The organism is Bacillus sp. JJ864 (assembly GCF_036963045.1).
Lineage (GTDB): Bacteria > Bacillota > Bacilli > Bacillales > Bacillaceae_G > Bacillus_A > Bacillus_A pseudomycoides_C.
The window spans coordinates 1-22,645 of sequence record NZ_JBALLY010000004.1; the positions used below are offsets into that span (position 1 = coordinate 1).

24 protein-coding genes and 3 pseudogenes are annotated in these 22,645 nt (G+C 34.9%); 5 read left to right on the top strand and 22 right to left on the bottom strand.

Features of this window, described 5'->3' with window-relative positions:
• The 6 genes from V7024_RS01155 to tatA all read right to left on the bottom strand — a co-directional run.
• Positions 1-574 (bottom strand): SCO family protein (locus tag V7024_RS01155; RefSeq protein WP_335514516.1); only part of this gene is annotated, 574 nt, incomplete at its 3' end.
• A gap of 104 nt (positions 575-678) precedes the next feature.
• Entirely contained in the window at positions 679-1,137 is a 459-nt protein-coding gene (locus V7024_RS01160) for a helix-turn-helix transcriptional regulator (RefSeq protein WP_335514519.1), read from the bottom strand.
• A 229-nt stretch (positions 1,138-1,366) separates the two neighbouring features.
• A complete protein-coding gene (locus V7024_RS01165) occupies positions 1,367-2,209 on the bottom strand; it encodes a DegV family protein (protein ID WP_335514522.1) in 843 nt (280 codons plus the stop codon).
• A gap of 151 nt (positions 2,210-2,360) precedes the next feature.
• Positions 2,361-2,612 (bottom strand): DUF2535 family protein, encoded by a 252-nt coding sequence (locus V7024_RS01170; RefSeq protein ID WP_335514525.1) that lies wholly within the window; start codon positions 2,610-2,612, stop codon positions 2,361-2,363.
• 154 nt (positions 2,613-2,766) lie between these two features.
• Entirely contained in the window at positions 2,767-3,522 is a 756-nt protein-coding gene (tatC, locus tag V7024_RS01175) for a twin-arginine translocase subunit TatC (protein WP_335514527.1), read from the bottom strand.
• Between the two features lie 111 nt (positions 3,523-3,633).
• Positions 3,634-3,798, bottom strand: a complete 165-nt coding sequence (tatA, locus tag V7024_RS01180) for a twin-arginine translocase TatA/TatE family subunit (RefSeq protein WP_035430399.1) — start codon at positions 3,796-3,798, stop codon at positions 3,634-3,636.
• A gap of 192 nt (positions 3,799-3,990) precedes the next feature.
• On the opposite strand from tatA, the gene trhA reads away from it, so the two are divergent.
• On the top strand, positions 3,991-4,647 hold the full coding sequence (gene trhA, locus V7024_RS01185; protein ID WP_335514530.1) for a PAQR family membrane homeostasis protein TrhA: 657 nt from the start codon (positions 3,991-3,993) through the stop codon (positions 4,645-4,647).
• Between the two features lie 92 nt (positions 4,648-4,739).
• On the opposite strand, the gene V7024_RS01190 is transcribed toward trhA, so the two are convergent.
• The 3 genes from V7024_RS01190 to V7024_RS01200 form a co-directional block, all read right to left on the bottom strand.
• On the bottom strand, positions 4,740-5,459 hold the full coding sequence (locus tag V7024_RS01190; protein ID WP_335514534.1) for a lysophospholipid acyltransferase family protein: 720 nt from the start codon (positions 5,457-5,459) through the stop codon (positions 4,740-4,742).
• 113 nt (positions 5,460-5,572) lie between these two features.
• Positions 5,573-6,208, bottom strand: coding sequence for an FMN-dependent NADH-azoreductase (locus V7024_RS01195; protein WP_335514536.1), 636 nt, complete (start codon positions 6,206-6,208; stop codon positions 5,573-5,575).
• Between the two features lie 196 nt (positions 6,209-6,404).
• Positions 6,405-8,399: a penicillin-binding transpeptidase domain-containing protein gene (locus V7024_RS01200; RefSeq protein ID WP_335514541.1), complete on the bottom strand. Its 1,995-nt coding sequence runs from the start codon at positions 8,397-8,399 to the stop codon at positions 6,405-6,407.
• Between the two features lie 140 nt (positions 8,400-8,539).
• On the opposite strand from V7024_RS01200, the gene V7024_RS01205 reads away from it, so the two are divergent.
• A complete protein-coding gene (locus tag V7024_RS01205; protein WP_335514543.1) occupies positions 8,540-8,857 on the top strand; it encodes an MFS transporter in 318 nt (105 codons plus the stop codon).
• A 38-nt stretch (positions 8,858-8,895) separates the two neighbouring features.
• Here V7024_RS01205 and V7024_RS01210 read toward each other — a convergent pair whose 3' ends face one another.
• Positions 8,896-9,384, bottom strand: a complete 489-nt coding sequence (locus V7024_RS01210) for a dihydrofolate reductase (protein WP_335514546.1) — start codon at positions 9,382-9,384, stop codon at positions 8,896-8,898.
• Between the two features lie 21 nt (positions 9,385-9,405).
• Positions 9,406-10,362 (bottom strand): thymidylate synthase, encoded by a 957-nt coding sequence (locus V7024_RS01215; RefSeq protein WP_335514549.1) that lies wholly within the window; start codon positions 10,360-10,362, stop codon positions 9,406-9,408.
• A 259-nt stretch (positions 10,363-10,621) separates the two neighbouring features.
• Here V7024_RS01215 and V7024_RS01220 point away from each other — a divergent pair, with 259 nt between their 5' ends.
• Positions 10,622-12,079: a serine hydrolase gene (locus tag V7024_RS01220; RefSeq protein WP_335514550.1), complete on the top strand. Its 1,458-nt coding sequence runs from the start codon at positions 10,622-10,624 to the stop codon at positions 12,077-12,079.
• A gap of 107 nt (positions 12,080-12,186) precedes the next feature.
• Here the strand turns inward: V7024_RS01220 and V7024_RS01225 are convergent, their stop codons facing one another.
• Together V7024_RS01225 and V7024_RS01230 are read right to left on the bottom strand one after the other, a co-directional pair.
• Entirely contained in the window at positions 12,187-12,471 is a 285-nt protein-coding gene (locus V7024_RS01225) for a hypothetical protein (protein WP_335514553.1), read from the bottom strand.
• A gap of 42 nt (positions 12,472-12,513) precedes the next feature.
• Complete coding sequence (locus V7024_RS01230) at positions 12,514-13,554, bottom strand: serine hydrolase domain-containing protein (protein ID WP_335514555.1); 1,041 nt, start codon at positions 13,552-13,554, stop codon at positions 12,514-12,516.
• An 89-nt stretch (positions 13,555-13,643) separates the two neighbouring features.
• Here V7024_RS01230 and V7024_RS01235 point away from each other — a divergent pair.
• Positions 13,644-13,757: pseudogene (locus V7024_RS01235) on the top strand (DedA family protein); the annotation flags it as partial.
• Between the two features lie 281 nt (positions 13,758-14,038).
• Here the strand turns inward: V7024_RS01235 and V7024_RS01240 are convergent.
• From V7024_RS01240 to V7024_RS01260, 5 genes and pseudogenes are all read right to left on the bottom strand, one after another.
• On the bottom strand, positions 14,039-14,668 hold the full coding sequence (locus V7024_RS01240) for an HAD-IB family phosphatase (RefSeq protein ID WP_335514581.1): 630 nt from the start codon (positions 14,666-14,668) through the stop codon (positions 14,039-14,041).
• Positions 14,669-14,820: 152 nt separating this feature from the next.
• Positions 14,821-15,682, bottom strand: a pseudogene (locus V7024_RS01245) (RNA-guided endonuclease InsQ/TnpB family protein).
• A gap of 386 nt (positions 15,683-16,068) precedes the next feature.
• Positions 16,069-16,644: a YpjP family protein gene (locus V7024_RS01250; protein WP_335514558.1), complete on the bottom strand. Its 576-nt coding sequence runs from the start codon at positions 16,642-16,644 to the stop codon at positions 16,069-16,071.
• A 259-nt stretch (positions 16,645-16,903) separates the two neighbouring features.
• Positions 16,904-18,121: an ABC transporter permease gene (locus tag V7024_RS01255; protein WP_335514561.1), complete on the bottom strand. Its 1,218-nt coding sequence runs from the start codon at positions 18,119-18,121 to the stop codon at positions 16,904-16,906.
• Positions 18,114-18,824, bottom strand: coding sequence for an ABC transporter ATP-binding protein (locus V7024_RS01260; RefSeq protein WP_335514564.1), 711 nt, complete (start codon positions 18,822-18,824; stop codon positions 18,114-18,116). The genes V7024_RS01255 and V7024_RS01260 overlap by 8 nt, the downstream gene beginning before the upstream one ends.
• Before the next feature lie 221 nt (positions 18,825-19,045).
• Here V7024_RS01260 and V7024_RS01265 point away from each other — a divergent pair, with 221 nt between their 5' ends.
• On the top strand, positions 19,046-19,585 hold the full coding sequence (locus tag V7024_RS01265) for an HAD-IIIA family hydrolase (RefSeq protein ID WP_335514568.1): 540 nt from the start codon (positions 19,046-19,048) through the stop codon (positions 19,583-19,585).
• 181 nt (positions 19,586-19,766) lie between these two features.
• On the opposite strand, the gene V7024_RS01270 is transcribed toward V7024_RS01265, so the two are convergent.
• The 4 genes and pseudogenes from V7024_RS01270 to iscB all read right to left on the bottom strand — a co-directional run bounded on the left by V7024_RS01270 (position 19,767) and on the right by iscB (position 22,347).
• Complete coding sequence (locus V7024_RS01270) at positions 19,767-20,207, bottom strand: GNAT family N-acetyltransferase (protein WP_335514571.1); 441 nt, start codon at positions 20,205-20,207, stop codon at positions 19,767-19,769.
• The gene (tsaA, locus tag V7024_RS01275) at positions 20,204-20,677 is read right to left on the bottom strand and encodes a tRNA (N6-threonylcarbamoyladenosine(37)-N6)-methyltransferase TrmO (RefSeq protein ID WP_335514574.1); all 474 of its coding nucleotides are present in this window, start codon (positions 20,675-20,677) and stop codon (positions 20,204-20,206) included. Before tsaA ends, V7024_RS01270 begins: the two co-directional genes overlap by 4 nt.
• 134 nt (positions 20,678-20,811) lie before the next feature.
• Positions 20,812-21,073, bottom strand: a pseudogene (locus tag V7024_RS01280) (GntP family permease); the annotation flags it as partial.
• 41 nt (positions 21,074-21,114) lie between these two features.
• Complete coding sequence (gene iscB, locus V7024_RS01285) at positions 21,115-22,347, bottom strand: RNA-guided endonuclease IscB (protein WP_335514577.1); 1,233 nt, start codon at positions 22,345-22,347, stop codon at positions 21,115-21,117.
• Positions 22,348-22,645 lie beyond the last annotated feature (298 nt).

Sequence of the window (22,645 nt, forward strand, 5' to 3'; positions counted from 1 at the left end):
GTCTAATATCACGTAATATATCATCGTATGGTGTATTTTTCATACCACTATATTCCTTCATCACTTTCCCATTTTGATCCACTAAGTAAAATTTTGTACCATGTATAACTTGATCTTGATTTTCTGGTTTATCAACTAACGTTTTAAAATTGTCTTTCGCAAATTTTTCAATTTCATCTTGCGAATAACCCGTTAATAAATTCCAATTCTTCGTATCATCAGTAAATTTCTGCACAAATTCTTTTAGTTTTTCCGGCTTATCTACCTCTGGATCAACACTAAATGATACAAATTGAACATCTAGTTTTTCTTCTTTCGCCAATCTTTGCAACTTCGCCAAATTCGCTGTCATCGGCGGACAAACTGTTTGACAATTTGTAAATACAAGATCTGCGACCCACACTTTTCCTTTTAAATCTTTTGTACCAAATTTTTCGCCATTTTGATTTATGTATTGAAAACTTTGAACATCCCAATTTAACGGATTGCGAAGTTTTGATCCTGAACCGCACCCGGCTAAGACTAGCAAACAAAAGGCAGTAAGAAGCCCAATCCATTTTTGAAATCGCTTCATTCTAAAACACCCTTCTCTCCTTCAAAATATAACCAACTCTTCTTTCCCATACTAACAGAAGGTTCACTTTATTGTAACAAAGGTAAACACTATGAGAAAACTGTTTACATCACTTGTTCACTAAATCGTACTAATTTTTCCAGCGCTTCTTCTTTATGAAATGTGCTGAACCATCTATAATTTTCACCGTCTAAAATCCGGTAATGTTGGCTAACAATGTTTTGTTGTAAACAAAAATCTCCTCTTTTCTCAATTTCCTTCCACCATATTTGTCCACCCATCGTTTTTTCTTTTTTATATTCCATTTTATGGTGAGCAATTGTTTGAACAACTTCAAGAGCAGACCCTCCAAATGCAGACTGCAATACTTCACTGTTTTGAAACAAGGCACAAATCGCAACAACAGTCGTCCACGAAGGCAAAATGCGCTCTTTTTCAATTTGAACAAGCGTCTTTTTGGAAAGACCTAAAGCCTCTGCCATTTCTTCTTGTGTATAATTATGTTCTGTTCGAACCAGCTTCATTTTTTTCGCAATTATTTGTACTACTTCATCTTTATTCATTTGAACACCCCTTCTTACTATGTAAATCATATCAAATTGTATTTTTACACTTTTTTAATACTTAGTCAATTCCACTTACTTCTTTCGTGGTTTTACAAAGATTGGTGACGCGTTTCAATCGATATTCCCCGCATGTTAATTAAGTTTATGAGCCTGAATGGTTTATGAAAATATCTCATATTTATCCAGCACAAAAAAAGCTACTTGAATATAATCAAGTAGCTCTTTGCTATTCTGCAAAATACGAAAATCCAATTGCTCCAGCACCTGTATGTGTACTAATAACAGGTGTTGTAAAAAAGATTTCTGATTGTGTAAATCCACTAATTTTTTCAACTGCTTCTTTCATTTTCTGCGCCAATGGCAATGCTTTTGCATGCGGAATCGCAACTGCTTTTACTGTTTTACCAGCTATATCCTCTTCAAATATTTTCATAAATGTTTTTACAATTTGTCCTTGGCTACGTACCTTAGCAATCGGATTGTAGACTCCGTCCTCAATACTAGCAATTGGCTTAATATTTAATAAAGATCCAATCATCGCTTTTCCTTTACCAATACGACCGCCTTTCACAAGGTTCTCTAACGTATCAACAACAACGAATAGACGTGTGTTTTTTCTAACTTCTTCAATACGTTTTAAAATTTCTTCTAAAGAGCGACCTTCTTGCACCATTTTCGCTGCTTCAATTACTTGATAAGCTAAAGCGTGACTAATAAATAAAGAATCCACTACTGTTACTTTTGTATCTGTCATTGTTGCTGCACTATTTGCCGTTGCAACTGATCCGCTTAATCCATTCGTTAAGTGAATCGAAAGAACTTGACTGCCGTCCTCTCCTAAGCGATCATACAATTCAACAAATGCACCAACTGCTGGTTGCGATGTTTTAGGTAATACTTCTGATTTTTGCATTTCTTCAATAAACTCATCTGGTTGTAAATCTACACGATCTAAATAAGTTTGTCCGTTCACAGAAATTGATAATGGGATAACATGAATATCATATTTCTCAATCACATCTGGTGATAAATCCGCCGTTGAGTCTGTGACAATTTTAATTTTTTGCATGTTTTATTTCTTCCCTTTCCACTACGCTCTCCCTGTTATTATACTAGTATTCCGACTGCTTTCAACAGTTTAAGGTAATTTTCCGACAAAATTATTATTTTTATGTCTAAAAAAAAACAGCAGAGCGCTGTTGCTCTGCCGCAATTTTTTCTTATGCATTTTTTTCTAACGTATTTATTTTATATACATTTGAATAATCATTCCATTTTAAGCAACTCTGCAAATATTCTCGAAATGAGTACGAAAACCTTGGTTGTTTTTGTTTTTGAATTTTAGAAATAAAGAGCTGAAGACGCGACTGAATTTGAAACGCTAATGGGTGCTGTGTTTGTAACACTGGGATTTCAACCACCTTTACGCATTTTCCTGTTGGATGAGTGAAATAAAAACTCTTCATAATCACGATATCAATCCTCTTTTTTTTGGATTTATAATGTTAGTATAAACCGACAAAGTCAAAAAGTTTGTCTAAATTTTGGAGAAGCCTTAATTTTTTTCTTCTTTATATTGTATACGCTTACACCAATAGTATAACAAAGAAATAAAAAAAGCGCCCGTCATAAAGAGGCACTTTTCGATGAAGATTGTAATTCTCGTTTTATCTTTCTTTTATATACAATTTTTGACATCGCAATACTTAATTCATAAATTACTAACAGTGGAATTGCTACGGAAAAATCCGAAATAAAGTCAGGTGGTGTAATACAAACCGCAATGACAATCAATATAAAGTACGCATATCTTCTAATCTTTTGTAGTGCTACTGGATTTAAAATCCCAATGCTCGTTAAAAACATTGTTACAACAGGTAATTCAAAAATTACAGCAAATGGTACGGTCATGTTCATAACAAAAGAAAAATACTTTTCTGTTGTAAACATCGTTTGAAACATTTCATCACCAAGACTAACTAAAAAATTCAGTACAAATGGTAGAATAATAAAATATCCGAAACATAGTCCACCAATAAATAATATAAATAATCCCGGTACGTATAATAGCGTCATTTTCCGCTCGTGCGGAAGCAACGCTGGCTTGACGAATAACCAAATCTGCAGGGCAGCGATTGGAATGGTACATACAATTGAAAACACAGCCGCAATCACAAAATAAATCCACAAAATATCACTTGGTCCAAGAACTGTTAATTTCATATGTAAATCTTTTACAATAAAACTATAAATCTCTTTCGTATAAGAAAAACCAATAATAAGGAAAAATAAAAATGCCATCGCTGTAATAATAAGTCGTTTTCGCAAATCACCAAGATGATCTACTATGCTCATTTCGTGATCGTTCATATTCTCACCCATTTCTCTGGTCACTGGAAAAAAGATGCAAGCTCCTCTTACATCTTTTTCCCTTCACAAACGGACTCCATTTGATTCAACTAACCATCAACAAGTCCCCTACTGATAAAAATTTCATTTTTTCTCGTCTATATCATCATGCAAACCTTTTGCTGATTTTTTAAACTCTTTTAAGGTTTCTCCAAATGCCCGTCCAATTTCCGGTAATTTTTTTGGCCCAAAAATAATTAATGCTAAAATTAATATTAAAATTAATCCTGGAAATCCAATATTCGGCATACCGCTTCCCCCTTATTTTCAATTAATTTCATTTTGTCAAAAAAGTTTGAAAACGTCAATGTATCCGCTGTCTTTTATCAAAAAAAATTGAAAATACAATCTTTATACAATTTTCATTCCCTATTCCCGTTGTATATGATATGGTGAAAGAAACTACACTCTTCATTTTACTTATGAGAAAGAGGTCGAAACATGACTCAAAAAATGACTCGAATGACTCAGTTTGTTAAAGAAGAAATCGCAAATGCAATTACACATGGCATCGGCGCCATTTTAAGTATTCCTGCGTTAATTATTTTAATTATTCATGCATCAAAGCATGGGACTGCATCAGCAATTGTAGGATTTACTGTATATGGTGTGAGCATGTTTTTACTGTATTTATGTTCAACACTATTGCATAGCATCCATCATCCAAAAGTGGAAAAATTATTCACCATTTTAGATCACTCTGCCATCTATTTATTAATCGCTGGCACATATACACCGTTTTTACTTGTTACACTGCGCGGGCCACTTGGCTGGACATTACTTGCGATCATTTGGACACTTGCAATTGCAGGAATCATTTTTAAAATCTTTTTTGTACGTCGCTTTATTAAACTATCAACTTTATTTTATGTCCTGATGGGATGGCTCATTATTATTGCCATTAAGCCGTTATATGAGAATTTAACAGGTAGCGGTTTCTCCTTATTATTAATTGGCGGAATTTTATACTCTGTCGGTGCTATCTTCTTCCTATGGGAGAAGCTCCCATTTAACCATGCAATTTGGCACGTCTTTGTATTAGGCGGAAGCACGATGATGTTTTTCTGCGTTTTATTTTATGTATTACCTGTAGCATAAAGTGAAACTTCCATCAGTGGGGGTTTTACTGCCCACGAATAGCGGGATAAAAAAGGTCTCAGCTTTTATATTAAAGCTGAGACCTTTTTTACTTATTTTTCTAACTGACTTGCAATAATATCTTGCGTATATTTCGCTAATTCTTTAATATCCATATTTTCATATTGTTCTGCAGTAATTGGTTTCGAAATTGTGACTGTTGCATGCGCCGGCTTCATTCGATTACCGTTTGCTTCAAACATCTTATACGTTCCGTCCAATGTTACAGGTAAAATCGCTACACCTGCTTTTACAGCAAGATGGAAACTACCAGCCTTAAATTCTACCATCTCACCACCCTTACTACGAGTACCTTCAGGGAAAATCACGATAGAATGCCCTTGTTTTAACAGTTCAATCCCATCTTTAATAGCTTGCAACGATTGACGTCGATTTTTACGATCCATAAATACACAATTCATCATTTCCATCCATGTTGATACAAGTGGAAACTTTTTAATTTCTGCTTTCGAAACAAAGCCAATTGGCTTATTTAAATATCCTAGTAAAACAGGAATATCCATATCACTTTGATGATTACTTACAACTAGTACCGGCTTATCTTGTGGCACGTTTTCCAGTCCATTCACTTGTACTGTTGATCCAACTACACGAATCATCTTCTTGCCAAACCAATTTGTTGTTTTATACACTAGCTGATCTTTTTCTTGTGCTGATAGTGTATGTATCTTTCGTTTTAAACTCCACATTCTTGGTGTAATACCAATTACAATTAAAATTAAGTACAAAATCTTAAAAAACGTCTGAATCATATAGAACCCCCACATATTGTCATTCCGTTTTTCATTATACTAGACAAACGAAGGAAAAAGAAGAAAAAATGTCCAAACGACAAGCGTTTGGACATTTTTCATAATATGATAGATTAGAATTGTTTTGCTAACTCTTGTACTTTTTCAATAGCTTGTTCTTTAATTTCAGGTGCTTGCGCAGGATTTACGCTCATACCTTCTACTGCGATATATTCGACATCCGTTACACCCATGAAGCCTAGCATTGCTTTTAAATGGTTGCGACCAAAGTCCACTCCTGCGTACGGTCCTTCAGAGTACACACCGCCTGTCGCTTGGATATGAAGCGCTTTTTTACCTTCTAATAAACCAATCGGACCATTTTCAGTATATTTAAATGTTTTACCTGCAATTGATATATTATCTAAGTATGCTTTTACAACTGGTGGATAGCTTAAATTCCACATCGGTGTTACGAATACATATTTATCTGCATGCATAAATGTTTCTAAGTTTCCGTTCATAGCTGCAATTTTTTGTTGTTGGCTTTCACTTAATGTTTCAAAGCCTTCTCCTGCCCCAAGTTTCCCCCAAGCAGCAAGCACTTCACCATCAATTGCAGGTACGTTTGTATGGAATAAATCAATTGTTAAAATTTCATCTTGTGGATTCGCTTGTTTGTATGCTTCAATAAACGCTTCTCCTACCGCCATACCGAATGATACTTCTACTGGATTTGGATTTGCTGTAATAAATAATACTTTTGTCATGTTCATTTCTCTCCCTTTTTCATATATATCTTTAATTCGAGATTTTTAACAAAAAAGTAAATCGCTTACCTTACGTAAGTAATAATACCTAATTAACGCTTTCTTGTCAATAAAAAATAGCTACTTTTTTTTAGTAAGTAAATAACTATATAAAAAAGGAGCTGTCTCGCTCATGAACGAGACAGCTCCTTTTCCATTACTGCCCTAATACATGCTTTACTTTCTCAGCCGGAATACTACTTCCGCCTCTTCCTTTTACATCTTCAATCATCATTGAGATAATCATATTTGGAGAATTTGCATCAAATGCTACAAACCATCCTAACTCTTTACCATCGGCTTCTTTTGATTCTTTTAATTCAGCTGTTCCTGTTTTTCCAGCAAGTGTAATGCCATCTAATTTTGCAATCTTACCTGTTCCTTCTGGATCATTCACAACTTTTATTAAAGAGTTTTTCAAAATATCGCCGTTCTCTTTGGATACCACTTTTTCTTTCCACACTTTTATCTGTTTATCGTCTTTTAAAAGGTGCGGAGATGGAATATTCCCTTCATTCACAATTGGCGCATACGATAATGCAACGTGAAGTGATGACATTAAAACTTGCCCTTGACCATATCCAGTATCAGCAAGTTGAATATCATTTTTTATGCCGTCTTTTGCGATTTGCGACGTTGCAAATCCATATTCAATTGGTAACTTTTCACCAAGTCCGAATTTCTTCGCTTCTTCAGTAAATTTATCTTTACCAATTTTCAATGCTTCCTGCGCAAAATAAATGTTATCAGAATACATCATTGCTTTTTCAAAATCCACTGGATTTGCATCTTTAACACGCGTTACATAATAGTTACCCCAAGAAGAATCTTTTGCCCATTTTACACCATCAATTTTAAGAGATTCTTTTGGATCAAGTGCTTTTGTTTCTAGACCAATTGCTCCTGTAATCGGTTTGAAAACAGAACCTGGTGCGTATACTTGCGTAAATCGATTTGTCATCGGCTTTTTCGGGTCATTATTCAAAGCATCTCGCTCTGCTTTCGCTGACTCTCGCATCACAACATTCGGGTTGTATGATGGACTACTTACGAGCGCTAATGTTTCCCCTGTTTTCGGATGGACTGCTGCACTTGAACCTGCTTCACCCTTCATTTCTGCATAAATTTTTTGTTGCAAGTTCCCATCAATCGTTAATGTAATATTTTCTCCATCTTTCGCTTGTTTTTTAGCAAGCTCTTTTAATTCTTTTCCTTTTGCATCGGCAATATAAACACGTCCGCCTTTTTCACCGCGAAGTTTATCTTCAAAAACATTTTCAAGACCCGTTCTTCCAAAAGGATCATCAGCTTTATATCCTTTTTCCTCTAATTTCTTCAAATCCTCTGCATTTACTTTTCCCATATAGCCTGTTAAATGAGCGGCAGCTTCTCCTAAAGGATATGTCCGAACATTTACTGAGCGCGTTGCGACACCAGGCATAGAGATGTAATCATTTTCATTTGCACCTTCTGGTAAAATAGAAAGTGGAACATAGTAACTTGGTTGTACCCACTTCGCTGTTAATTTCTTTTCGATCTCTTCAACCGGCATATGTAATAATTTCGCTAACGTTTCTTTCGTTTGCTGTGCCGATTCGCCTAACTTCCCAGGTACAACTCCAACTTCTGCAGCTTTCCCATTTGTCGCCAATCCGTTTCCATTCCTATCATAAATTTCACCACGCTTTGGCGAAAATGATTGAACAAGTACTTTATCATCTTGTTTCATAGTTGGAAAAATAAATGATGGATTCCAATCAACTTTCCAGACGTCCTTATCCCCACCTTTTTCTTTCACAAGTTTTGCTTCATTTTCAAACGAAATCTTTCCACCGATTGTATCCATACTTACTTTAAACGGTACATTCGCATTGTTCTTCTCATCTTTTTTGTCTTCTTTTTTCGTTTCTGCTGCTACTTTTAAATTTTTCACAGCAATTCCTGCATAAACATTTTCATATTTCTTTACAAAATCATCTTTTGAAATCGACTGCTTTGCCTCTTTCGATAACTGCTCATACATTTTATCAAACTTTTTTTCGTTCCATGCTTTTACATATGTATCCATCGCTTGCTCTGGCTTCTCTTCTTTCCCACAGCCTACTACTAGCAGCAATGAAAAAATAAGAAATATTCCCCATATCTTTTTCACATTTTTTCCTCCTTTATTTCTCGAAACTATCATACTATAAAAATCCAATTTCACAAAATTAATCCAATAAAAAAACCGACGCAATATGCGCCGTTCTTTATATTATCATTATAACATTAAGAAAATTTCTATATAAGACTTTGTTTTTATTTTTTCTATTAAGTGTTCCTTCTCCATTTCTTAGCATTATTGCGACCTTTTTACTAGGCATTACCTTTAATCTAAGTGTTGTATTGGCACAAATCTATATTCAACATTCATGTGAAGAACAATATTTAGGCCGGGTATTTGCAACGTGGACGTTATTCGCTGTTTTAGGCGGAGGAATAGGAGCGTATTTATCTGGACTGCTACATGATCTATTTGACTTAAAAATCGCCTTTTTTGTAACAGGACTCTGTATGCTGTTTCCTCTCTGCATTACTTTACTAAAAAGATTTTATTACCGCCAACAGTAAAAGAAGATTGGTATGTAATACACCAATCTTCTCTCGCCTTATTTCTTTCTACCATACACATGATAAGCATATGTATATGGATTTTTCTCATCTGTCACGCCTTGTGTTACAGATATTTCTTCCCATTCATTGTAGTTTATTTCTGGGAAAAATGTGTCACCTTCAAATACCTCTTCGATTTGTGTAATATACAAGCGATCGGCAAAAGGAAGCACTTCTTTAAAAATTTCTGCACCGCCAATGACAAAGAGTTCTTCATTCATGTGCTCGTCCATTTTCTTCACATCATCAATAGAATGAATGACCTTACAGCCTTCCATTTCATAATTTTGATTACGAGTTAAAATGATATTTGTTCTGCCGGGTAACGGTCTGCCAATAGATTCAAACGTTTTTCTCCCCATAATAATCGGATGACCCATCGTCACTTTTTTAAAATACGCCAAATCTGCCGGTAGATGCCAAGGTAGTTGATTCTCTTTACCGATTAGTCGATTTTTATCCATTGCTACAAGTAATGAAATCATCTATATCCCCCCTATTTTTGTTTACACTGCTACTGGTGCTTTAATTGCAGGATGTGGATCGTATCCTTCTAACGTTAGATCATTCATTTCAAAATCAAAGATAGACTTCACATCTGGATTTAGCTTTAACGTTGGGAATGGACGTGGTTCACGCGCTAATTGTTTTTCCACTTGCTCAAAATGGTTCGTATAAATATGAGCATCGCCAATTGTATGAACGAATTCTCCTACTTCTAAGCCGCATTCATGGGCAATTAAATGTGTTAATAAAGAATAGCTCGCTATATTAAACGGAATACCAAGGAAAATGTCCCCGCTGCGTTGATATAACTGACAAGATAATTTTCCGTCTACCACATAAAACTGGAATAACGTATGACAAGGCGGCAATGCCATACTTGGGATATCTTCTGGATTCCATGCAGACACAATAAGGCGGCGGGAATCAGGATTATTCTTAATCATCTCAATAACGTCTTGTAATTGATCAAGCGTTTCCCCAGCAGTCGTTTTCCATGCACGCCACTGCTTTCCATACACATCTCCTAAATTACCGTAACGCTTCGCAAATTCATCCTCTTCAAGCACCTTTGTTTTAAACAATTCCATTTGCTCATTGTATTGCTTACTAAACTCTTCATCTTGCTGGGAACGAAGTCCAAAATCGGTCATATCTGGACCTGTATATGCATCGCTCTCTACCCAGTTCTTAAACGCCCATTCGTTCCAAATATTATTATTATGCTGCAGCAAATAACGAATGTTTGTATCACCTTTCATAAACCAAAGAAGTTCGCTCGCTACTAAACGAAACGGCACACGTTTTGTCGTAAGTAACGGAAAACCTTGACTTAAATCAAAGCGCATTTGATACCCAAATACAGATACTGTTCCTGTACCAGTGCGGTCTTCTTTTCTCGTACCGTTTTCCATAACATGACGGCACATTTCTAAATATTCATACTCTGCGTGTTTCATCAAGTAACCTTCTTTCACAATTGCTTTATGTAATTCCTATATGGAGTTTATCATATATGCCTTTGAATTTCACACGACCTTTTAAAAAAGTCTCTTCTATATGTAATACACACGTAGAAACTCCGTATTTTAAAATTTTTTTACTTTCAAAATCTGACATACTTTCGTCAATCTTTCTTCTAAAAAGAAAAAGGGATTTTCTACTTGTTTCAAGAAATGATAGTGCGGAAGTAAATAATAAATGAGTGGAGGTTTTACAATGCAAAAAACTGAAATGCCTCTTACAAGTAAATTACATACGACAATCCAAAACATGATGAAAGATTTGAACGTCCCTGGAGCGGCAGTAGCCATCATTAAAAGTGGAAAGGTAATATTCTCAGAAGGTTTTGGATACCGTGATACAAAAAATAAAAAAACAGTTACACCAAAAACGTTATTTGCAATCGGTTCCGCCACAAAAGCATTTGGCACTTTTTCTTTAAGTTTACTTGCGCAGCAGCAAAAATTTAATTGGGATACACCAGTACAATCGTATATTCCAGCTTTTTCACTTCACGATCCACTAGCAAGCACACAAACAACAGCTCGCGACCTAGCATCTCACCGCACCGGTGTCAGTCGCCACGATTTACTATGGCGCGCAGCCTCCTTAAGTAGAAAAAATATCGTGGAAAACATTCGCCACTTAGAACTAGATGCACCGTTCCGCTCCGCATTTTTATATAATAACTTAATGTATGCGACAATTAGCTCTATCGTCGAAAACATTACAAATGAAACATGGGAACAATATACAACAGAATATATTTTAAATCCACTTCAAATGGAACATACAAACTTCTCAGTTACCACTTCACAAAAATCAAATGACCATGCACTTCCTTACATCGAGAAAGACGAAAACATAACAGAAGTACCTTTTTGCAACCTTAATACAGTTGGTGCTGCTGGATGTATGAACTCTAATATAGAAGATATGGCAAAATGGGTGTTACTTCATTTAAATAAAGGAAAAGTTGGCGAACATGAACTACTTGCACAAAATCTGCTTGAGCAAATGTATACAGCGCATATCCCGATTCCAGATGCACCAATGTTCACTATGCCAGAAACTCCAGTAAACAGCTACGGTCTTGGCTGGTTTATTACTGCCTATCGCGGCCATAAGGAAATTTATCACGGAGGGAATATCGATGGATTCTCAGCATTTGTCTCCTTTATGCCAGAACATAATATTGGTCTTGTTGTGTTAACGAATCGTGGTAATACATTACTTCCTCCTTATCTTGCACATCAAATTTATGATGAATTGCTTGGATTAGAACCAATTGATTGGCACAAACGTGTGATAGAAGATACGGAAAAATTTCAAGAAATGATGAAAGAAATGAACAAACCGCTACCACAAGTAAAGGAAACTGTTCTTTCCCATCCATTAAAAGATTATACAGGAACGTTTGAACACCCTGCATATGGCACAATTGAAGTGCACAAACGAAATAAATCATTATATTTAAAATTTTCGTCATTCGACATTGAAATGAACCATCACCACTATGATATGTTCAATACGAAATGGAATGTTTTCCAAGTAGAAATGGATATATTAATTTCTTATGAAATGAACCCAGCAGGTGAACTGCACGAACTGAAAGTACACCTCCCAGCAACGTTAAGCACAAAGCCGCTTCTGTTTACGAAAACTGAAAAATAGAATTTTCATTAGTCAAGAAAACGCAGGGTTTCGAATGCCCTGCGTTTTTATTACATGCTTTTCTTCTCTAACTGATATACCCGTTAGACGAGAACAAATGTCTTATATTATTCACTTACTTTCATTTCCTTTGCAAACCACAGGTTAACACTTTCGAAAAACTTTGCACCGTTTTCAATCATGTCCAAAGCATCATCTACCAAATTTTCATCTGGATAATATCTTTCAGCACATTCGTAAAATTGAATCGCAAATTGTTTCATTTCTTCATCTGGTAATAGATGTATTGCTTCATTTTTTGGCATTTTCCATTCCTCGACTACAACTTGTTTTACATTTTTTTTTGCTTCTTCTTTTAATTTTAAAGTTTTAATTGTCGTAAGTTCCTTCACTTAAATCCCTCCTCCCTTATTCCTATCAAAACCTAAATTTTGTTATATTCTGTATATTCCATGTATTATCTCACCAATAATACCCTTCATTTGATGAACTCCTAAATCTGTATTTGTCATAATAACCACACCTGTTTCTAAATATGGATAAGCAACGAGCATACATTGAAATCCGATTCCCCAACCAAGTGAAGAAAATTCTATTTCTCGTCCTGAACCATCCAGAAAAACAGCTAAACCAGCCCATTCTTTACACCCTTGTGAAGTAATGAGTTCTTTTGCCTTACTTTCAGATAGACCCATTTTACTTTGACCCTTTAACGAGTTCATTACTTCAGTTATCAAAATTGCTAAATCCGTTGGTGTTGTCCAAAGTCCGGAAGCTGCTGGATATGAATAAATTGGATATTCGCTAGAAACGACTTCTCCTTTTTCATTATGACCACAAGAAAATTGCCCATTGCTTCCTGTTATTGCTGTTTGTTCAAATGTACTGTTCTTCATATGTAACGGTTCAAATATAAGCTCGTCCATTAATTCTACGAAAGATTTACCACAAACATCTTCTATTAATTGCTGTATGACACAAAAACCTGCATCGGAATATTGAAAGTCACTTTCTGGTTCATATTGCACTTCAATACGTTCTTTACAATATGATGTTTTTCCTTCTAAAAGTTCAACCATTGTAGGATTACCTAGAGCGGTATTAAGTTCATTAAAACTCCCTTCAGGATCGATTATTCCAGATTGATGACTAAACAACGTTCGTAACGTAACTTTTTTATTTTGCGTATATTCATTTTCAAGAAGCTTCCAAAATATAAGTCTATTATTTATATCCTCATCTAAATGAAGTATTCCTTGTTCGGTTAACTTTAAAACTAGCATTGCTGTTAAAAACTTACTAATCGAACAAGCATTAAAAATAGAATTACTGTTTACATTTCTATTCGTTCCCGCTTTCATGACACCAAATTCTTTTGTCATATGTACTTCACCATTTTCAATGAAAGCAATGCTTAAACCAGATACATTATAATGCTCCATGCGTTCGGAAATATTTAAATTCCCTAATTTCATATCGAATCCACCTCCATATTATCCCATGTAAATTTTAACAAAAGAATATATGTTCGTAAATCATTTTTATCCTATCTTAGGTAATTAAATGGCAGAATATTAACGATGTTGCGGGTCCTTATGTAAAATATTTTGCTATAGCTGCAGTGTGTCTTTCTGTTTTCTATTTTATTGTAAAGAAATTAACGAAAAAACGTGGTTAATAATTTATTATTAATGATGGAAACATCTCAATTATTTAGTGAAACGAGATTATTCTCTCTTCTGTTTGTCTCGTTTCGCAGTATATCCATTCATCAAAAACAGAACAGCTAATTTATGAATATTAGCTGTTCTGTCTTTGGCCAGTTTTTATTTGATGCATTTATTTGTATTTAAAATTCAATCGATTCCTCTAGGTTTCCTACCCAATATTCAATACGATGAATACCTGGCTCAAACGTTTTCTCCAACATACTCCCCTTGCTCTCTTTCCCGCTTCACATTATTTTGAATGTACAACACTTACAATTTCTTTCGGCACATTCACAATGTAATTCGGAGATTCAGCCTGTACTGTTTCTATCACATCATATCCCCAGCTTACCCAAATCACTTCTACACCAACTTTTTTGCAAGAGACAATGTCTCGAAGCTCATCTCCTACGTATATTACATCTGAATTTTTTAGTTTGTTTGCTTTTAAAAATTTCTTTATCACTTTGTCTTTTCCGAAAATATTATTAGAACAAAAAACATCATGAATATAATCAATTTCATTCTGACGTAAAAATTCCCGAATATGCTCCTCAGCATTCGAGGATACAATGATAATTTCATAGTCACTCTCTTTCAACGTCTGCAAAACATCTCTTATTCCATCGAACAAAGTAAGATTTGGGATCGATGGTTGATATAATTTATAAAACTCTAATGCTATCATAGGGATTTTATACAGGGGCACGTGAAGCAATTTACACCTCTCTGGAATTGATAATTTCCGCAACGCTTCAACATCCTCTTTTTTTACTTGTTTAAAACGGTGTTTCTCTGCAATTTCATTAAAAATTGGGATAAAAATATCTTTAGAATCCACTAACGTACCATCAAAATCAAACATAATATATTTACTCATTACCAATGCTGCTACTAAAAACATATACAAATGTATACTCTTAGAGTTTTCCTGCTTCTACGAACCCCATTTTGCTACTTTCTTGCTACTTTGGTTTATATGGATCTCCACAGGCGTTCATTCCGATGTAGCCCACCGTACATATATACCTACTATTTAGTTAGTATGGTATATTCTTTTGCTTGTAAAAGGTTGATGGATGCATTTAAATCCCGATCCATTTCATGTCCACAATCACATTTGTACACCCTGTCAGATAGTTTTAAATCTACTTTCTTATAACCACAACAGGAGCATAATTTAGAAGAAGGATAGAATCTGTCTACTTGGCGTAATTCAATGCCATATTCTTTACACTTTGCCAATAACCATGTTTGAAATGTATAAAAACATTGCTCTGCGACAGCTTTCGATAGATGCTTATTCTTCATCATCCCTTTTACATTCAAGTTCTCTATTGTGATATACGTTGGTTTGGTTTTCACTAACTTATTCACAACAGACTTTACATACTCTAATCTAATATTTACTAAACGAGCATGTAGTTTTTGTACTCTAAGAATATTTTTGTCTATATTCGCTCTTTTGTTCGTAGCAGATTTTTCACCTCTCTTTTTTAAATCTTCATATTTACGTGATAAAGAGCGTTGCTCACGTTTTATTTTTAGGGAAGTAGCATTTTACATCTTGCTTTTTCTTCTTTTTAAACTTAGGGAATTTAGATCGCCCTTTGAAAAAGCTTTTAAATGCTTCTTCCCCGTTCATAATCGCTTGTTTCGTAGCTTTAGAAGATACTTCTTTTATCCAAGATTTATCTGGATTACTAGGTATAAATTCGTTGTTTAACCACTTGGAAAAATCCATACCACTTAAAAATCTACCTTCTTTTTCATAAACCTCTTTATTGTGAGAAATGTAGAAGTTATAGATAAACCTACTCACTCCAATCGTTTGATGTATCTTGGATTTTTGTTCTTGCGTAGGGTTAATTTCTATCTTGTAAGCTTTTTTCAACTTCCTCATCCTTTATGGTTTTTTTCTTGTACTTTCTTAACCCGTATACTCAAGATACTGTTCATATATATATAGTACTTTCTATTAGTAGGGGTTCTAAAAGCCTTTAATTTACCATCATTATCCCATCTGTGTAGGGGAATATCGGAAGTGTTTAACAATTCTGCAAGTTCTTTAGACTTATATTGTTAACTCATATAATCACAACCTTCCTGTGATTACATTGCACTATAATTGATTATACTTGTATATATTTTTAACAACTACTGAACTTCTCCTTGTTCTCATTTCTTTTAAATTCTTTATACTTAAGAATTCTCCTTCAAATGGATATAACCTTTTATTTACAAAAAAAGAACAAGGTATCTCTCCTTGTTCTCCTTTTTCTATGACAGCCATTGCGGCGGTGTATTCGTATTCCAATAAATATCCCCGAGCTCATGATGTGCTGTAAAGTCATCATCATAACGATGGTAATGAAAATTAAAATAATAACCATCTTGCGGGGGATGATCTCGTCTTACGTGAAAACGAAGTAAGTCATCTCCAGTTTTTGTATTATACACATGAAAAATCTTTTCATTTTTCCCACCGGCCGGTTTTTGTGAAATTGCTAAAGACTGCAGCGAATCTTCCGGTGTATGATTCGCAAGATCTGCAAGCGCTTCTTCTATTTTCGGCAATATCACATCTTTAAACTCATCTTCAATTACTGGGCCAATTTTCGATCCAAATTTCTCCATCGATTGCCGCTCAGCTTCTTGCATCGCATAAGAAAGAAATACTTCTGAACCTATTTCATTTGACTTTTCATCCAGTGTATACGACGGTTGCTCTAGATTTTGTTGTTTTGCAGGCTTGTCCGCTTTTGCAGAATCAAGCAGTACAGAAGGAGGTGTTACTAATCCAAATGTAAATACAGTGATTAACGCGACGAGTGTCTTTTTCATCCAATTTGGCATGTTGTATCCCTCCCTTTTTTTTATATTTTTATAACTATTTCTTCTATTATACAAAATGATGCCAATTTTTGCACTTTACAAATTTATTAACGTTAACATGATTTGAATATGAAATAGTAAGATTTCATATACTAAGTATTATGCCTTGATTTTACTAGGAGGGTTTCCATTTGAGCCTTGACCTACTCTTTTCAGTCGTAAGCATTTGTGTTCTCGTCTATTTTATGTATGTATCGATTACGGATTAACAAAAAAAGAGCTATACAGCTCTTTTTTTATTAGGAATAAATAGAATCCACACTGTTAGTCCAATTGCAATCCCTGCACAAACTACAGCAGGAATCATATAAAAATGAGCTAGTGCTGCAATGCCATATACACATAAAGCTGGTATAAAGAGATATGCTTTTGCTTTCTGTGACAGCCATAGTTTCTTCCCTTCTGAACAATATAACTGTAAAAATAGTTTTTCTGAAAAAACTTTCCATTTTCCGCTCGAATAACGATAGATTGCAAATAACGCAAACGAAATAACGATTGCAGCAATCCACCACGGCGCACGCCAAATGGCAATTGCGCTTACAATGATAATCTGAATGTAAAAACCACTCGCATCACCCAAGCGAAAATATTCCTTTAGAAAAGCTTCAATGATTCTAGCGTCATTGCTCTTTCCTAATAATATACGTTTAGAACGCGGAAATAACCACGGCTTCGCTGCATTTGTAGGTTTTTGTACTTGGCCCCCCATTGCCATTATTTGTGTTGTCCATCTCATTGCTTCTCCTTTTTCTTTTTCAATTTCTTTAAAGAAGAAGCGATGGTACTCCATTTTTTCTTTTACTAAGAAGAAACTTATGATAAAGAGAAGGACAAAGAACAAAATCGTATAAAAAGACTGTTGTAATATGTATCTATATGTCATACCTACATATACAACGCCTACAAAAAAGAGAATATTTTTAATAATGATCACTTGCCACTGTTTATGAAACCGAACATCAATGTACCGTTGTAGCAAAGAAAGTGTGAAACGAAAGCAAGTCAAAAAGACAAAGCAGAAAAAAGCTTGTATTCCTGTTCCATGTAAACCTTTCAAAAAGATGGGTAGGAATAGTATTGTTACAAGTGCACTTGTGAAACAAATACGACAAAAAGAATATATCACTCCATATTTCATCATTTGTTTAATCCGATCTGGAAATTGAATTAAAAACAAACTGTCTGCTTGTTCCAAAAATGAACGTACACTTCTTGAAAACGTTGTGCTGTAAAAGATAAAAAGTCCGATAAACCAATATAATATATCTTCATCTTCTGGTCCATTATTCCAAAGTGAAGCGTAGTATATCCAACTAAATACAAGTGCTGGAACAACTCCATATAATGCAATCGTCCAATCGACAACAGAACGCACTGCTTTCCATTTTCGTTTTAATTCATAAAATAGTCTCTTATAAAATAATTTTCTAATCATGTTGCTCCCGCCTTACAATCACATCAAAACAATCTAACAACGTACCTTCTGGCATATTAGCAAGCGTTTGAATACTACGTAAATCTCCATTTGCAAATAACGTTCCTTCTGAAATTAATAAGAAACGCTCACATATTCTTTCTGCCGTATCTAACACATGTGTACACAGTAAAATGCCAGCCCCGCGCTCCTTTTCTTTATACAAAAAATTGAGAAAATCACGTGTTGCCGTCGGATCTAATCCAATAAACGGCTCATCAATAATATAAAAATCAGGTTCTGTTAAAAAAGCTAAAATGAGCATTGACTTTTGTTTCATTCCTTTTGAAAACTTCGACAGATATTCATGCTTATGCTTGTCCATCCGAAATATATGCAACAACTTATCCGCCTTTATTTCCCAACTTCCTGATTTAACATCCCTAGCAGCCATTAAAAGGTCAATATGCTCCCATAATGTTAAGTAATCATAATACGTCGGATGTTCAGGTACATAGGCATATGAATTCTTTTTCTCTGCAAATGAGATTTCCCCGTCCATATGCGCCAATAATCCAAGAATCGCTTTTATCGTTGTACTCTTTCCCGCTCCGTTTGCGCCAATTAAAGCAACGAGTTCACCTTGTTTAATTGAAAAGGCAATATTATGTATCGTTTGCTCTCCAGCTTCGTATCCAGCTGAATTTATATTTACTCGCAGCAACTATATCCCTCTTTCTATATGTACTTACAATAAATTCCTATGAAAATAATAACATATTTTTCAAAGAAAAAAATGAACCATAGCAAAGATACCATCCATATGCAGGAAAATAATCTCAATAATAGAATACTTTATATTCTGAGCTCAAAATATTTTTTTATTATTCCATGCACACCGTCTTATAAAACATTTCTAGCAAACAACGAGAAAGGATATTTACTATGACAAATAAACGAAACATCGAAGCTATTTTCATCGACCGTGACGGTACAATCGGCGGCGATACGACGATTCATTATCCTGGAGAGTTTCAGTTATTCCCATTTACTGAGATGGCTCTAAATAAACTAAAAGAATTAAACATACAACTATTTTCCTTTACAAACCAACCGGGCATTGCGGATGGCAAAGCAACAACTGAAGACTTTATTCAAGAATTAGAAGCATTCGGCTTTGATGACATCTATCTTTGTCCGCACCGGCATAGTGATGGCTGCAATTGTCGTAAGCCAGAAACAGGAATGCTCCTTCAAGCAGCGAAAAACCATCATCTTGATTTAACAAAATGTGTGGTAATCGGCGATCGATGGAGCGATATTGTTGCAGGTATACAAGTGGGTGCCACGACAATTTTAGTACAAACAGGTGCTGGATACGATGCACTGCATACGTACCGTCATAAATGGGCGAACATGAATGCTGATTATATTGCCATAAATTTAGAGGATGCTGTTTCATGGCTCTTTTCGCATTCTGTATAAAAATAAAACAGCAATGCCATGTAAAACGGCATTGCTGTTTTGTCATTCCAGTCGTTCTGCATACCTCATCTGCAAAATACAAAAATTATATCTTTATAAAAAGCTTGTCCTTCCATATCCATATGTTATGAAAACGAATTACACTATGCTTGGATATACATCACTAGTTATATATGGATTTTTATAAAGTTAATTCATAATGAAAATAGCGATCATCTCTTATATAACCGTTCCCTACATATAAATGCTGTGCTGTTGCATTATCTACTTCCGTTTGGAGCTTTAATCCTTTTGCCTCTGTATCCACTGCAAATTGCTTCGCCTTTGCTAACAATTCTTTCCCTACTCCAGTTCCTCTTGCTTCTTTTCCTACAAATAAATCATTTAAAATCCATAGCTTTTTCATCGAAATAGAAGAAAAAGAAGGATATAGCTGTGTAAATCCAACGTATTTTCCATCTTCTACTGCCACAAAGATAATGGATTCTTTTTGCTCTATACGTTCACGTAAGAATTGTTCTGCTCCTTCAATATTAGAATCTTGTTTATAAAACATGCGGTACTCATTAAATAATGATGCTACTCCTTGTAAGTCTTCCATAGTTGCTTGATATATTTTCACTTCGCTTCGCTTCCTTTCCAATAGTTCTTCATTAAATCCGTTGCCCAGTCTGGCTGTTTAATTTCTTCTTTTGGCAAAAACTCTTTCATAACTGGTTTCATATCTAAAATAGGGGTACCATCAATCGCATCTAACCCTTGCACAACTAAGCGTTTTCCTTCTCTTCGTACTACTTTTACAATCGTAGCACCTAATTGATTTGGACGATTTTTCCCCCGCTGTGCAAAAATACCTACTTTCGGATACTCTTTATTATTTCGAGGATGTCTTGCTGTGTACTGAATGTTCTCTTCTCTCACTCTATTAAAATAAAAAATCACTTCAATATGTGAAAATTGTTCAATCCCTTGCAAACTCTCTTCTGTATACAAATCTGTCAACTCAATAACAGATTCAATTTCTCCCCACAAATCATCTTCTACATTGATTCGTTCATTATGTACAAAAGCAATCGGTTGTAACGAAAACATCGTATCCCCCCTTTTTGTAACCACTTACATTATAATATATTTTCTGAATATTTTCCACGAATAATAGTTTAGTTTACATAATAATATTATAAATAAAAAAGAAGAGAGAACGTCCGCTCTCTTCTTTTTTATGGTTATACGAGACCTGTTAAGCTATACATGCCAATTACAACAAATACAGCTGCCGTTTTAATAATTGTAATTGCAAAGATATCCCGATATAATTGTTTATGAGTTAACCCAGTTACTGCAAGTAATGTAATAACAGCTCCGTTATGCGGCAATGTATCCATCCCGCTTGATGCCCTTGCAATAATACGATGCATCACTTCTAAAGGGATATGGAACTGCGCTTAATGCAATCCCCAATCCTCCAGAAGCTGAACCCGTAATACCTCCTTCAAAAAATATACATAATAATATTCATGTGTGGTCATTCATAGGAAATACAACCCTCTAAATCTCCACTTTAGTACACTTTTTCTTGCATTCACTCTTTTTAGGTGTTTCTCTTTTGTTTGGATATTAATTTGTAACTTATCTGGGTACATTGCAGTAATATAGCCAACATGAGTTACCTTTTTTGTGTCTGTGTATTGTACAATATCTCTATGCCTAAACCCATAAGTTTCGGAATGTATTGCTTTCGTTTTCTTTCTGATTGGTTTAATGACCCAGTCTTTTATGTTTGTATCATTGATCTCTAACCCACAAATAACTAAAGCGTCATTAGAATGTGATTTTTCAATACCCCAATCTATTCTCCTATTTGCAGTATCTCCACCACTTGTTAAAAGCAAAGTACCATACTGAGATAAGTGTTGTTGTAACCAGTTTTTACCTTGCATAACGTGTTGAGCAAAGTCTAGCCGTAAACTCTTTCCGTTAATCATTCTTTGATACTTATCAACAAACTTTTCTTCTTTACCTTCTGTTTTTTGGTGACATTTACTACATAGTGTAATCAGGTTATCTAATGTATTAGAGCCTCTTAACCTTCTAGGGACAATATGGTGTACTTCTAACATACAGTTTGAGTTTCCACATTCCATACATTTGCATTTGTCCCGTATAATTACAGCCTTTCTCATGTTTTCATCTAGCCGATTGGATTTTTGATATTGCCAGTTGTATAACTTCTTGTCATCAGTTAATGCTCGTATGTCTATCGCAACATCTTCTAAGTGAATACTTGCAATGTCTATCCATTTTGAAATCTTATTTACAAACCTAATAATCGTTTGTCTCTTTTGGAGTATACTAGGTGCGATTCTTCCTTCTTTTCTACTACTTGCACGATTATCAAATCTTGCTTGACGATACCGTTTGTGATTTCTTTTGTATCGTCTATGCCCTCTTCTTTTCTCCATTAGCTTTGATACATCTTTTCGATGTTCAATAGTAGCTTTAAAGATTGGCTTGTTTTTTGTTTTACATTCTTGTACTAACCCAACCCCAACGTATAAACTACCATCGTCGATCCCCAACCTCATTTTATAATCTACATCTTCCACTGACTTATAAAGTTGAATTACCATTGGATATTTAGCAACAAGTTTTGCTCTTTTTTTCCTAATTAAGTACCATCCATTGTTGACACTTGTAGGAACTAATTTTCTTTCTTCTACATCCAATACAAAACAATATTCTTTGTTTTTATCTTTAGTCATCTCTGACCATCCATCCTTTCGGAGAATTTCGCTTTTTGCCAATGACAGATGAGAGTTCATGTGTTTCGGTGTTTGACTACAGGGCAGTAGTAGTCGGTCATCCTTCCACACTCTTAGAGCAACGGACTAAAGCGTGTATCCGAGGGTAAGTCTTCAACTTACTCATCAATCGTAGTTCATCATGCAATTTAACTTTCGTCAAAACGCACTCACTTAGGCTTGAAACCGAATCAATAGTAAGTATACGAACATATTTGCCCACGTTTGTATACTTTTGTATATAAAAATGACTACTATT

What these genes read in the sequence shown, in the direction of transcription:
- tatA (WP_035430399.1), bottom strand. Translation starts at nt 3,798, where the DNA reads ATGCCGAATATTGGATTTCCAGGATTAATTTTAATATTAATTTTAGCA.
- V7024_RS01240 (WP_335514581.1), bottom strand. Translation starts at nt 14,668, where the DNA reads ATGAGTAAATATATTATGTTTGATTTTGATGGTACGTTAGTGGATTCT.
- V7024_RS01210 (WP_335514546.1), bottom strand. Translation starts at nt 9,384, where the DNA reads ATGATTTCATTACTTGTAGCAATGGATAAAAATCGACTAATCGGTAAA.
- trhA (WP_335514530.1), top strand. Translation starts at nt 3,991, where the DNA reads ATGACTCAAAAAATGACTCGAATGACTCAGTTTGTTAAAGAAGAAATC.
- V7024_RS01165 (WP_335514522.1), bottom strand. Translation starts at nt 2,209, where the DNA reads ATGCAAAAAATTAAAATTGTCACAGACTCAACGGCGGATTTATCACCA.
- tatC (WP_335514527.1), bottom strand. Translation starts at nt 3,522, where the DNA reads ATGGGTGAGAATATGAACGATCACGAAATGAGCATAGTAGATCATCTT.
- iscB (WP_335514577.1), bottom strand. Translation starts at nt 22,347, where the DNA reads ATGACTAAAGATAAAAACAAAGAATATTGTTTTGTATTGGATGTAGAA.
- tsaA (WP_335514574.1), bottom strand. Translation starts at nt 20,677, where the DNA reads ATGTTTTCGTTACAACCGATTGCTTTTGTACATAATGAACGAATCAAT.
- V7024_RS01215 (WP_335514549.1), bottom strand. Translation starts at nt 10,362, where the DNA reads ATGAAACACGCAGAGTATGAATATTTAGAAATGTGCCGTCATGTTATG.
- V7024_RS01255 (WP_335514561.1), bottom strand. Translation starts at nt 18,121, where the DNA reads ATGATTAGAAAATTATTTTATAAGAGACTATTTTATGAATTAAAACGA.
- V7024_RS01195 (WP_335514536.1), bottom strand. Translation starts at nt 6,208, where the DNA reads ATGACAAAAGTATTATTTATTACAGCAAATCCAAATCCAGTAGAAGTA.
- V7024_RS01265 (WP_335514568.1), top strand. Translation starts at nt 19,046, where the DNA reads ATGACAAATAAACGAAACATCGAAGCTATTTTCATCGACCGTGACGGT.
- V7024_RS01160 (WP_335514519.1), bottom strand. Translation starts at nt 1,137, where the DNA reads ATGAATAAAGATGAAGTAGTACAAATAATTGCGAAAAAAATGAAGCTG.
- V7024_RS01230 (WP_335514555.1), bottom strand. Translation starts at nt 13,554, where the DNA reads ATGAAATTAGGGAATTTAAATATTTCCGAACGCATGGAGCATTATAAT.
- V7024_RS01190 (WP_335514534.1), bottom strand. Translation starts at nt 5,459, where the DNA reads ATGATTCAGACGTTTTTTAAGATTTTGTACTTAATTTTAATTGTAATT.
- V7024_RS01220 (WP_335514550.1), top strand. Translation starts at nt 10,622, where the DNA reads ATGCAAAAAACTGAAATGCCTCTTACAAGTAAATTACATACGACAATC.
- V7024_RS01250 (WP_335514558.1), bottom strand. Translation starts at nt 16,644, where the DNA reads ATGCCAAATTGGATGAAAAAGACACTCGTCGCGTTAATCACTGTATTT.